Origin of the sequence: Epilithonimonas tenax DSM 16811 (genome assembly GCF_000428485.1) — a bacterium.
Lineage (GTDB): Bacteria > Bacteroidota > Bacteroidia > Flavobacteriales > Weeksellaceae > Epilithonimonas > Epilithonimonas tenax.
The window spans coordinates 34,223-46,408 of sequence record NZ_AUAA01000027.1; the positions used below are offsets into that span (position 1 = coordinate 34,223).

Sequence of the window (12,186 nt, forward strand, 5' to 3'; positions counted from 1 at the left end):
GAGAAATAAAAATGATTTTAAATTACCAAATCGTCAATTATATAAACTATAATTGAAATTAAAAACATTTAAACACATTAATTTTTATCAATAATTTACAATAATTTAATATTAAATAAACATTTGTTAATATTAAATTAATACAAACTAAACATAAACAACTCACAATCAAACCCTTATTTTATTTTATTAAAAACACAAGTCGTACATTAAGATCAAATTGCTGCAATTTTAAGAATTGATAGCCAAATAAAATAATCCCCGTAAAAAGCACGGACCAAAAAGGCAGAAACTATTTCTATATTTAAAAGTACCCGATTCAGAAAGGGGCAATATCAAAAATAACACATCAAGCTATCAAACCATTCATAACGCCCGAAAATATCAAAATTGCGAAATAGTTATCTTTTAAACATTATGAATACACATTAAACAAAAAACCCTGCTTTTACAAGCAGGGTCGTTAATTTTTACAAGACAATCTTTAAACCAACTTCATCCAAACATTTTCATCAATTTTTTCAACTTTTACTAAGTTTCCTTTCGTTAAAGTTTTAGAAGCTTTATCCCATTTTTTTCCTGAAAGTTTACTTAAAGTTTTCACTTCGGCTAAAGCAATTTGCTCGCCTGATTTCAAAATATCAAGAATCAAATGCTCATCTTCTCCCAACTCAATCTGAGGAACTGTTTTTTCAGGTCTCATTTGCGGGAAGAATAACACTTCCTGAATTGATGGATTATTGGTTAAAAACATAATCAGCCTGTCCATTCCTATTCCTAAACCTGAAGTTGGCGGCATTCCGTATTCCAAAGCTCTTAAGAAGTCTTCGTCTATAAACCCTGTTGCTTCATCATCACCTTTTTCAGCTAATTTTAGTTGCTCTTCAAAACGTTCTCTTTGGTCAATTGGGTCATTTAATTCTGAATAAGCATTGGCGATTTCTTTTCCGCAAACCATCAATTCAAAACGCTCCGTTAAACCTTCTTTGCTTCGGTGTTTTTTGGTTAAAGGCGACATTTCTATTGGATAATCGGTAATGAAAGTAGGCTGAATAAAGTTTCCTTCACACTTTTCGCCAAAAATTTCGTCGATTAATTTTCCTTTACCCATCGTTTCATTCACTTCGATTCCGATAGATTTAGCAAAATCAAATAGTTCCTGCTCAGACTTTCCAGTGATGTCAAAACCTGTATATTTCAAGATAGCTTCGGTCATAGAAACTCTTGGATAAGGTGCTTTCCAGCTGATTGTATGCTCTCCGAAAGTTGATTCTGAATTTCCATTGACGGAAGTTGCACAGAATTCAAGTAATTTCTCGGTGAAATCCATCATCCAGTTGTAATCTTTGTAGGCTACATAAATTTCCATTGCGGTAAATTCTGGATTATGGGTTCTGTCCATCCCTTCATTTCTGAAGTTTTTAGAGAATTCATAAACGCCATCAAATCCACCAACGATCAATCTTTTCAAATACAATTCGTTTGCGATTCTTAAATATAAAGGAATGTCTAAAGCATTGTGATGCGTAATAAACGGTCTTGCAGCAGCTCCACCAGGAATTGACTGCAAAATTGGCGTTTCCACTTCAAAATAGCCTGCTTCATTGAAAAAAGTTCTCATTGCATTGAACAGTTTTGTTCTTTTCACGAAAATTTCTTTCACTTGAGGATTCACCGTTAAGTCTACATAACGCTGTCTGTATCTCATTTCCGGATCGTTGAACGCATCGTGTACCACTCCATTTTCATCTGTTTTTGCTTGTGGTAGCGGACGCAATGCTTTGGTAAGCAACGTAAAATTTTTAACCAAAACTGTCTTTTCTCCCACCTGAGTTGTAAACAAATCTCCTTCTATACCGATAATATCACCGATGTCTAATAAGTGCTTGTAAACGTCGTTGTATAAAGTTTTGTCTTCTCCAGTACAGATTTCGTCACGGTTAAAATACACCTGAATTTTACCTGTAGAATCCTGCAATTCAGCAAAAGAAGCCTTACCCTGAATACGGCGAGACATCAATCTGCCCGCAATCTTCACCTGTTTACTTTCAGAAAAATTCCTTTTTATAGACTCTGTAGTATCTGTAACCGTGTATTCTTCTGCCGGGAATGCGTTGATTCCCAAGTCGTTCAGCTTCTGCAGTTTTTCGCGACGGATGATTTCTTGTTCTGATAGTGACATTTTTTATTATTTAAAAGATGCAAATATAGTGTATTCAAAATAATTGATAATTGCTGAAATCACAACCATAATAAGTTATATTTTTTATTTTTAATCATAGTTACAATTTAACATAATAAATTTTTTGTTTTTTATTGGTAAATTACTATTATATTTGGTTTGTTAGAAAATAAGTAGATTAATTTTCAAACTAAAAACACATTTTTATGAAAAAAAGAATACTATCCATGTTGGTGGTCGTATGTGCTATATCTAATGCTTACTCACAAGCAGGCGTTGGCATCGGAACCACAAGTCCTGCACTCACGCTTAGCATAAAAGACAGCAATACCGGAATACAGCACAACAATGCGAATAAAATCTCAATCGTAAGCAACAGCGCCAATGCAATTACAATAGATCAGGCTAATATTGGCATCAACAATATCAATCCCACAAAAATCCTGGATGTTGATGCAGGAAACGATTATATTAGAATCACTAATCTCCTGTCTGTATTTAATCCTAACTCATTTCTTCCCTATCCATTGAAACAAAATCCTGCAAACGGAGAAAGTGGCTTTATAGATGACGCAAATGTATATATTGGAGCACAGGTGATGCGTCTGGTGGTGAAACCGGATGTCAACATTGCCGGAAGTTCTTATGGTATTGTGGAAACGCCTTTAAGATTTCAATTTAATCCGCAATCTTCAACACCCAATGCACCTGCTTCTACGCCTAATTATATCAATGACATCAATGGTTCTTCATTTTTATATGGTCAAAATTTAGCCGCCGGCAACGGCACACTGGCCAGAACAACTGACCAGATACAACTTCCCGCTGGTGTTTATAGAATCACTTTAAAATTGGTTTCAAGTTTTACCGGTCACAATAAAAATAACTCCATCGATATCAAATTATCTGTAAATAATGGTGAATATTCTTTCGCAAACGGCGTCAATTACGGTGATGGAAACCAATTGAAAACAGGATATTTTGCTGAAACCGTTAATTTATCCACGCCAAGCAAGCTGGATTTCATCTATGTCAAGCAATCCGGACCAAACAGCGCAAGCTCACAGTCTAATCTTTCCCCATATTATTCTGATAATGTGATGAGAAGCATTATACTTATCGAACGATTAAAATAAAAAAAGTGATAACAATGAAAAATATATACACAATACTTTTCGCAGCCACAGCCATTATTTCACAGGCACAAGTAGGAATCAACACATCCAATCCACAGGTAACCTTATCCATTGGTGATGATAACAGCGGACTTGAGAGGAATCAGGAAGATGTTCTTTCGCTAGTGACAGCAAACGCAAACCGTTTAAAAATTTCACAAAACGGAAATGTCGGCATAAACAATGAAACACCTGCAAAAATACTTGACATCAATGCCAACAATGATTTTATCAGGCTTAATAATTTAAAAACTCTAACTTCCTCTGATCCATATTATCTTGTTTATAACAAAACTAATGGAGATGTGTATAAAATGCCAATACAGCCAAAAGCAGGACAAATTCTTCGGGTTCCTCTGGTTGCAAATAATTATACCGCAAATTCTGCATCCAGCATTCAGTTTAATACGGGTGGAACCAATATACCTGCTCCTTCGGGTCTGACTGCTTTTCCAAATTACATCAACACCATCAGTGATGATTTTGTGAGTTATCCTGTAACAATCGCAACCAATGAAATTAATAATATCCCTCCCGGAACCTATAAAATTATTCTCAAATTATGCGGCGGATTCCTGAATGGAAATGACAACCAGCGAGTCGATATCGGAATGACAACTTCCACAGGAGGTGGTTTCGTAGATTATTCCTTTTCGGAAGGGATTATTTCTAATTGGTCCAATACCGATGCTACCGATAAAACAGGTTATTTCACGGATGTCATAAAATTTACGGCTCCCAATAATTCCATCAAATTTAAAATAGACGTCAAGGATAGTCCTTTTAATATGGAATTCTCTTATAGCGAAATACACAGAAACATACTAATATTAGAAAGATTATAAAAATGAAAAAAATATATACACTCGGTTTTATCGCATTGATTTTTTCCGCCAAATCACAGGTCGGAATATATAAAGAGAGTACTGGTAATTTTTCAACCCCAAAAATTACCCTTGCCATAGGTGATGACGATACCGGAATCCAATGGAACTCTGTGAACAATATTTCGCTCACTACAAACAATTCACCAAGAATCACAATTGATGCTAACGCCAATGTCGGGATCAATCAAACCAATCCAAATTATAAATTGGATATTGATGCATCCAATGATGCCCTGCGAATGATGAACCTCAAAGATCAATCCGCCAATACATTTACCCAATTTTTGGCAATAGACAAAATCACAGGAGAAATAGGCGTGAAAACAAATCCTTCTTCTCTGGGACAATTTTTACGTTTGCCGATAGTTGACGAAGTATATAACGCCGGCTCAACTACCACGTTGAATTTTTCCGCAGCAAGAGAGCCTGCGCCCAACAATTCTGAAAACTACATCAATACAATTTCCGGCATTTTGGTCAACGATGTCGCAAATACAGTAACACTGCAGGAAGGTGTCTATTCTATCAACCTAAAAATTGTGGGTATTTTTAAAGGTCTGAATGACAATAACCAAGTAAATGTACGCTTTACCGTAAACGGAAATCTCTATGATTACCAACCAGGAATCATCTATGGTTATGCTGGCGAAAATGCAGACAGTTTTAACAATGGTGAAGCCAATGACAGCAGGAAAACAGGTTATTTTCAGGAAACGCTTATTGTGCCTGCCTCTGGTGCCACTATTTCCTTCGCTCTGGATGCGATCAACAATAATTTTCACTTATATCAATCGTTCATTCCTTCGGGCTCTACAGGGAATTCCTCGCGTACAGTTCTTACAATTAATCGTTTGAAATAAAAATTTAATTTTAATGTAACACCTTTCGGAATTGCAGAACTCTTGAAAGGTTTCAAAATAATTGCCTTATATACTACAAAATCATTTGTTTAATAGATTTCAAAACCACCCTTTCCTTTTTTCTTTAGGAATGAATGTCCAAGCCAGAATCCGGCTGATTTTCTGACCTTGCGCCATATCGATGGCTTTGAATTCTGGGACTTTGAGGTTTTTCAACAAGGTCGTGAGCTGGTGGAGGTTGTCTTTTTTGGAAACCAAAGTGGTGAACCACAAAACCTGCGACTTGAACTGGACACTTTCGTTGATCATTTTCTTGATGAAAGCTTCCTCGCCGCCTTCGCACCAAAGCTCGGACTGATTGCCGCCGAAGTTGAGAATTGGTTTTTGAATTTTGTTGTTTCTTAGATTTTTGGTTTTTCTGCGATTGCCCTGCAATGCGTCTTCCGCGGACTCGTGGAAAGGCGGATTACACATCGAGAATGAGAATTTGTCTTCTGGCGATATTATATTTGTAAAGATCAAATCACAATCTGGTTGGAATTTCAAGTGGATACCTTTTGACAAGTCCGGATTGCTGTCTAAAATCTTCTGCGCGTTTTCCAGAGAATCTTTATTAATATCCGTTCCCAAAATTTTCCATCCGTATGAACTATTGGCAATCACGGGATAAACGAGGTTTGCACCGGTTCCGACATCCAAACCTGTGACCAAATTTCCTGTTGGAATCTCGCCATTTTCTTCCGCTAATAAATCTGCCAAATAATGAACATAGTCTGCTCTGCCAGGAATCGGCGGACAAAGATTACCTTCCGGAATATCCCAATCTTTGACATTGTAATATTTCAAAAGTAAAGCTTTATTGAGTAATTTGACCGCTCGTGGAAGGCTGAAATTAATTGTCAAAGTGTCGTAATCGTTTTTGAAAACGTAATGTTTGAGTTCGGGAACTGATGCAATCAATTCTTCGAAATCGTAGGAATTGCGGTGGCTATTTCTTGGATGAAGGCTGGATTTATCGGTCATTATTTTGAAGATAAAATATATTGTGCCATCAATTTTGCATTTTCTTTACTGAAGCCGTGAGCAGGCATTGGTACGTCGCCCCAAACGCCAGAGCTTCCCTTGATGATTTTACCGGCCAACATTTCTATATTTTCTGGTGTGTTCTCATATTTTGCAGCCACTTCTTTGTAAGACGGACCAATCATTTTCTCATCCATCTTGTGGCAACCCAAGCAATCTGCACCTTCTATGAGCGACTGACCTTCGGCAACAGGATCCGTAATGACTTTTGCTACCGGAGCTTCTTCCTCCACTAACACCTCTTTGTTTCCTGAATTTTCTGATTTGGAGCAGGAAAATAATGTGAGTAAAACTGTTGCGATCAATATTCTTTTCATTTTTCAACTTTTGCCCAAATATAAATAAAAAAGACATCCTAAAAAAGGATGTCTTTGTATGATAATTATTAAAATTAGATTATTTTTTAATGATTACTTTCTCACTAAAATCGACAGCAAGGCCAGTGCCTTTCACCACGTAAATACCGTTTGGCAAAGAAGCTACATTGACTGTACTGTTATCAGATAAATTAAGATGGTCTTCCAAAACCAGTTTGCCGGAAGCGTCATAAATCTTAACCATCGTTTTCCCTAAAGTAGCAGACCCACTTTTGATATGAATCTCGTTCTTAGCAGGATTAGGATAGACCACAAATTGATCTTTCTGCACATCTGCCACTGCAAGATTACACTCTGCAGGCACCGTGAAATCTTCAACCTGATCATTCATCCCGGCTCCGGTACCTATAATAGATCCCGATGCAGCATTGACACCCAAACCTCTTTTAGCAAAGACATTCCAGATCATGCATTTGTCTGCACCACCCGTCATTGCGAGATCTGCCGCAATAATTGCATTTCTGCCTTTCACAAATGTAGGACTACAGCCCTGTAATTTCAGACCATTCATAACCAACTGTAACACTCTTCCGCTTCCGGAATCCGGTGCCGCAATAACGTCTGACGCATAACCATATTTCTCAACCATTTTCCAGTGAAGATCCCAAAGCATTGTGGCCCATATAAAACCAACAGAATGCACGTTGACAGCAGTAACGCCATTAGAAACATAAGTCATCCCATTGGTATTGCCATAAGTATAAGCGTTGATTTCGGGATCTAAAGAATACTGAGCCGGTCTTATTCCCGTACCTTCAATAGGTTCATTTATAGCAAACGTCCCAATTCCTCTTGGTATGGATGCGTTATCACCAGGGCGATTGGTGAGCATCAAAGCGAAGAAATCAGACCATCCTTCTCCCATCTGCTCATTATCAGAACTTGTACTTAGACAAGAGTAGCCATTACCAGTATTTCTGTTGGAAATCCCGTGACCATATTCGTGAGCCACGATTCCGTTGTCCAAACTGCCATCTATCCAAATACTTTCGTCCTTGATATTTGCATTCACTGCAGTAGTGTTCAATTTTGATTTTATTAATTCACCTTCGGTATTTTCTACCAGAACTCCAGGAATCGTTACGGTATCATCTGTGCCTCCCATATTGCCAACAGCTGGAGAATCTGCAGCATTGTACACAATAACGCCTAATGCGCCTTTATCCTGAGCACTTTTGAATTTCACTGTGAAATTACATTCACCCCTTTCTATCAGCGCTATTTTACCGCTTAGATTGGTATTGCTTAATGTTGTACAACCTTTGATCGGCGAAACCAAAACGACATCAGCAGTTACAGGATTGGTAGAAATATCTGGACCGAAATCTGTATTGATACCAACAACAGGATTTCTGCCTACCAACTCGGAAGGTGCATTGTAAGAAAGGAAATTTTGAGATTTTGGACCCCAAAGATACATCTGCATTCTTGGCACGCCGCCATCTGCAGGGGTAGAAAAGTTAGCATTATCTGTTCCGCCGCCATCGCGTGCTTCTGCTCTCACGTAGTCATTACCAGCTCCACCTTTCCCAAAATTATTCATTTGGAAATTTCTCGCAGATTCTGTAAAACCGTATTTATAAAAAATATCATGCATTTTGTTGTTCATATAGAACAACTGGGTGATTGCCGCATTGGTATATTGTGCCGGCGGTGTATTGACATCCAGAGGAAAATCAAACAATCTGGTGCTACCGCCTTCTGCAACATCTCCAACAACATTTGTATTGGTATAATCTGTATAAGCATAGGCATTATTACCGCGTGTGTAAGTATAATGTGTGGTTCCGTCCGAATGCCATCCTTCCGGAGAAGCATCTAACAGCCAAGGGTTGGAAACCAAAGATCTGTTACCAAATGTCGGCGCTTCCAATGGCAATTCGAAAACCCGGTACGAAGCATTATCAGGTGCTAAAATCCCATTGCTCGCTTTTGGCTGATCTGCATTTTGTTCCAATTTTAAAGAAGCTATTCTTTCAGGGCTGGTGTAGGAATGCTTATCAAATTTACAAGAAACCAAGAGATTATTTCTTTCAAGAATATCTCCGTTGCTGGCATTTACCAAAACATTCCAATAGTTACTGCTATCCGCTTCCTCGAAGTTAATTTCGTACGCTAAAACCAACTGATTATCTTTTTTAAAATAAACGGTTTTGCTCAGAATACTATTTTCTTTTCCGCTTTCAAAGGTATATTTTGGACTGTTTTTAAGTTTAAGGTTTTTAAGAACAGAATCAAAAGCCGCATTGGAACTGATTCCCTCTCTTTTTGAACTAACCGTTACAGATGAAAGATCTGAAAAATTATCTGAAAAATGAGAAACAGCATTATCCCTTATCAACGCAGATGAAATGGCGTTAAAAACAGGAATCCCGTCATAAGTCTGCTGCACATTAACAACAGTTCCCTTCAAACTTTCTGACCGATCAGAATTCGTTATTTTTATTTCGCTTGCTGTAATCTTCTTGTATTTCTGATTGGTAGAAATATAATTCTTCACAACAGACTCATAATTCTGAGCCTGAATAAATGAAAATGCAAAAAAAGCGGCAATGGTAATTCCGCGGTTGAGAGAATTGATGTTCTTCATATCATATCTATTTTATTAATAAAGCCAGCAATTTAGGTATTATTAGACATAATAAACACACTATCCCCCAAAAATTTGCAAAAAACACAACAATATCAGAAAACAAGTACAAACAACACGGAAAGAACAAAGAACCAAAAAATCCAAAATGTAATTCGTATTTTTGCAGAATGGTAAAAATTGGCAACATAGAACTTCCGGATTTTCCGCTTTTATTGGCTCCAATGGAAGATGTGAGTGATCCACCTTTCAGAAAATTGTGCAAAATGCATGGTGCAGACCTGATGTATTCGGAATTTATTTCTTCGGAAGGCCTGATCCGTGACGCGATAAAGAGTCGAAAAAAATTGGACATTTTCGATTACGAAAGACCTGTCGGTATTCAAATCTTTGGTGGTGATGAGGAAGCCATGGCCATGTCTGCCAGAATTGTTGAAACTGTTGAACCAGATATTGTCGACATCAATTATGGCTGTCCCGTAAAAAAAGTGGTTTGTAAAGGTGCCGGAGCAGGCGTTTTGAAAGACATTGATCTGATGGTTCGATTAACGAAAGCCGTCGTGAAATCTACCCACTTACCCGTTACAGTAAAAACCAGATTAGGTTGGGATAATGACTCTATCAATATTGATGAAGTAGCCGAAAGACTGCAAGATGTCGGGATCAAAGCCTTGACGATCCATGCCAGAACACGTGCTCAGATGTACAAAGGCCAAGCAGATTGGGAGCATATTTCCAGAATCAAAAACAATCCGAATATCGAAATCCCGATTTTTGGAAACGGCGACGTAGACTCTCCCGAAAAAGCACTGGAATATAAAAACAAATATAATTGTGACGGCATCATGATCGGCCGTGGTGCGATTGGCTATCCTTGGATCTTCAATGAGATCAAACACTTCTTCAACACAGGAGAACATTTGCCAGAACCCAACATTTCTGAAAGACTGGAAGCGGTTAAAAACCATGCACTCTGGTCCGTAGAATGGAAAGGTGAAAGACCAGGAATCGTTGAAATGAGACAGCATTACAGCAATTACTTCCGTGGAATTCCGCATTTTAAAGAATTTAAAACCAAGTTTCTTCAGGCCTTAACACTGGAAGAAATTGATGATATCATCGAGGAAACCAAACATTTTTACACTGAAAATATGTTCTGATAAGGCATCAATTATCCTCAGAAGTTCGCGATGAACATACAATCTAAACCCTTTCAGCTTTTGAATCGCTGAAAGGGTTTTTTACAAATACTTTTGTTAATTTTGTAACGTTACAGGTTGTTCATTCAACTTATTAAATCAAGAAACTTAAAAATGAAAAAAATACTTTTACTCTCGGTTCTTGCGATGGGTTTTTCTAAGGCTCAGTTTTTTGAATCTACGGAAAAATTTACCAAAACAGATTCCCTGAAAGGTTCTAACACAGAATTCAGAAACTTTTGGGACGTCAAAAAATACGACATCATTTTGGAAACTGATTTTGATAAAAAAAGCATCAAAGGAAGTAATAAAATTAGCCTTACGATAGAAAAAGACATCAAAAACCCAACATTCCAGATTGATCTTCAACATCCAATGAAAGCGCACAATATCACCGCCAGCTTTCCTATCGCGACTAAAAAAGTGGATGGCGATTTTATTTTTTTATCAACAAATAAAAATTTCAAAAAAGGAGAAAAATTCACCATCGACATTGGGTTTTCCGGAAATCCAACCATCGCCAAGCGCGCACCGTGGGACGGCGGATGGATCTTTACCAAAGACAAAAACGGAAATCCCTGGATGACAGTTGCGGATGAAGGAATAGGTGCAAGCATCTGGCTTCCGACCAAAGATATCTGGAGTGATGAGCCGGACAACGGTGTCACTTTCGAGATCATTACACCAAAAGACCTTGTGGGCGTTGCCGGTGGAAGATTAATCAAACAAGAAAATAGGGGTGACAAAAAATCCTGGCTTTGGGAAGTGAAGAATCCTATCAATGATTACTCGATCATCCCATCCATCGGAAAATATGTCAACTTCAAAGATAGCTTTGATGGTGAAAAAGGGAAACTTGATCTCGACTATTGGGTTTTGGATTACAACCTGAACAAGGCAAAAAGACAATTCGAGCAAGTAAAACCGATGATGACATCCTTCGAAAGTTGGTTTGGCCCGTATCCTTTTTATGAAGATTCTTACAAATTGGTAGAATCCCCGCATCTTGGAATGGAGCATCAGAGCAATGTGGCGTATGGAAATCACTATGCGAATGGCTACCTTGGGACCGACCTCTCGGGCACAGGAATCGGTTTGAGATTCGACTACATCATCATTCACGAATCCGGACACGAGTGGTTTGCTAATAACATCACCGCAAAAGACCAGGCCGATATGTGGATTCACGAGGCTTTCACAGATTATTCGGAAACTTTATACATAGAAAGTCTTTGGGGCAAAACCGATGCTGACAAATATCTGCAAGGATTGCGAGATAAAATAGCGAATGACAAACCGATCATCGGGCAATACGGCGTGAGAAATGAAGGCAGCGGCGATATGTACTACAAAGGTGCAAATATGATCCACACCATCCGGACAGTAATGGATCAGGATGAAAAGTTCCGTCAGATCCTAAGGGGTCTTAATAAAGATTTCTACCATCAGACCGTTACAACCCAACAGATCGAGAAATATTTTTCTGATAAATCCGGAATCGATTTGTCTTCAATTTTCAACCAATATCTGAGAACGGTAAAAATCCCTACGCTGGAATACAAACAAAACGGAAAACAATTGACCTACAAATGGACCAACGTGATTCCCAATTTGAAGCTCCCAATCAGATTGGCAGACGGACAAGAATTGAAACCTACGGAACAAGCGCAAACCGTCCCATTGAAATCTGACAAAGCGGTAGAGTTCAACAAGAATTATTACATCCAAGTCAAACAAGTTCAGTAAGATTTCATTACATTTATTCTATTAAAACCATTTCAAATTTATCTTTGAAATGGTTTTATATTTAACACGAATTAAACATTCAAAAAA

General features: G+C 38.0%; 9 protein-coding genes. 5 read left to right on the forward strand and 4 right to left on the reverse strand.

Going from position 1 to position 12,186, the window contains the following annotated elements:
- Positions 1-484 precede the first annotated feature (484 nt).
- Entirely contained in the window at positions 485-2,182 is a 1,698-nt protein-coding gene (gene lysS / locus F564_RS0112690) for a lysine--tRNA ligase (protein ID WP_028122979.1), read from the reverse strand.
- A 206-nt stretch (positions 2,183-2,388) separates the two neighbouring features.
- On the opposite strand from lysS, the gene F564_RS0112695 reads away from it, so the two are divergent.
- Genes F564_RS0112695 through F564_RS0112705 form a run of 3 tightly spaced genes read left to right on the forward strand, consistent with a single transcriptional unit; the run spans position 2,389 to position 5,104 of the window.
- Positions 2,389-3,318 carry a hypothetical protein gene (locus F564_RS0112695; protein ID WP_028122980.1) on the forward strand — a complete coding sequence of 310 codons (930 nt, stop codon included), beginning with the start codon at positions 2,389-2,391 and terminating at the stop codon, positions 3,316-3,318.
- 14 nt (positions 3,319-3,332) lie between these two features.
- Positions 3,333-4,202, forward strand: a complete 870-nt coding sequence (locus F564_RS0112700; protein WP_028122981.1) for a hypothetical protein — start codon at positions 3,333-3,335, stop codon at positions 4,200-4,202.
- Between the two features lie 2 nt (positions 4,203-4,204).
- Positions 4,205-5,104 (forward strand): hypothetical protein, encoded by a 900-nt coding sequence (locus F564_RS0112705; protein ID WP_028122982.1) that lies wholly within the window; start codon positions 4,205-4,207, stop codon positions 5,102-5,104.
- A gap of 99 nt (positions 5,105-5,203) precedes the next feature.
- Here the strand turns inward: F564_RS0112705 and rlmF are convergent, their stop codons facing one another.
- From rlmF to F564_RS0112720, 3 genes are all read right to left on the reverse strand, one after another.
- Positions 5,204-6,127, reverse strand: coding sequence for a 23S rRNA (adenine(1618)-N(6))-methyltransferase RlmF (gene rlmF / locus F564_RS0112710; protein ID WP_034981541.1), 924 nt, complete (start codon positions 6,125-6,127; stop codon positions 5,204-5,206).
- Positions 6,127-6,504, reverse strand: a complete 378-nt coding sequence (locus F564_RS0112715; protein WP_028122984.1) for a c-type cytochrome — start codon at positions 6,502-6,504, stop codon at positions 6,127-6,129. The genes rlmF and F564_RS0112715 overlap by 1 nt, the downstream gene beginning before the upstream one ends.
- Before the next feature lie 79 nt (positions 6,505-6,583).
- Positions 6,584-9,154 (reverse strand): T9SS-dependent M36 family metallopeptidase, encoded by a 2,571-nt coding sequence (locus tag F564_RS0112720; protein ID WP_028122985.1) that lies wholly within the window; start codon positions 9,152-9,154, stop codon positions 6,584-6,586.
- A gap of 170 nt (positions 9,155-9,324) precedes the next feature.
- Here F564_RS0112720 and dusB point away from each other — a divergent pair, with 170 nt between their 5' ends.
- Positions 9,325-10,314, forward strand: a complete 990-nt coding sequence (gene dusB, locus F564_RS0112725) for a tRNA dihydrouridine synthase DusB (RefSeq protein WP_028122986.1) — start codon at positions 9,325-9,327, stop codon at positions 10,312-10,314.
- Positions 10,315-10,467: 153 nt separating this feature from the next.
- On the forward strand, positions 10,468-12,099 hold the full coding sequence (locus F564_RS0112730; RefSeq protein ID WP_028122987.1) for a M1 family metallopeptidase: 1,632 nt from the start codon (positions 10,468-10,470) through the stop codon (positions 12,097-12,099).
- Positions 12,100-12,186 lie beyond the last annotated feature (87 nt).

What these genes read in the sequence shown, in the direction of transcription:
- lysS (WP_028122979.1), bottom strand. Translation starts at nt 2,182, where the DNA reads ATGTCACTATCAGAACAAGAAATCATCCGTCGCGAAAAACTGCAGAAG.
- F564_RS0112695 (WP_028122980.1), top strand. Translation starts at nt 2,389, where the DNA reads ATGAAAAAAAGAATACTATCCATGTTGGTGGTCGTATGTGCTATATCT.
- F564_RS0112700 (WP_028122981.1), top strand. Translation starts at nt 3,333, where the DNA reads ATGAAAAATATATACACAATACTTTTCGCAGCCACAGCCATTATTTCA.
- F564_RS0112705 (WP_028122982.1), top strand. Translation starts at nt 4,205, where the DNA reads ATGAAAAAAATATATACACTCGGTTTTATCGCATTGATTTTTTCCGCC.
- rlmF (WP_034981541.1), bottom strand. Translation starts at nt 6,127, where the DNA reads ATGACCGATAAATCCAGCCTTCATCCAAGAAATAGCCACCGCAATTCC.
- F564_RS0112715 (WP_028122984.1), bottom strand. Translation starts at nt 6,504, where the DNA reads ATGAAAAGAATATTGATCGCAACAGTTTTACTCACATTATTTTCCTGC.
- F564_RS0112720 (WP_028122985.1), bottom strand. Translation starts at nt 9,154, where the DNA reads ATGAAGAACATCAATTCTCTCAACCGCGGAATTACCATTGCCGCTTTT.
- dusB (WP_028122986.1), top strand. Translation starts at nt 9,325, where the DNA reads ATGGTAAAAATTGGCAACATAGAACTTCCGGATTTTCCGCTTTTATTG.
- F564_RS0112730 (WP_028122987.1), top strand. Translation starts at nt 10,468, where the DNA reads ATGAAAAAAATACTTTTACTCTCGGTTCTTGCGATGGGTTTTTCTAAG.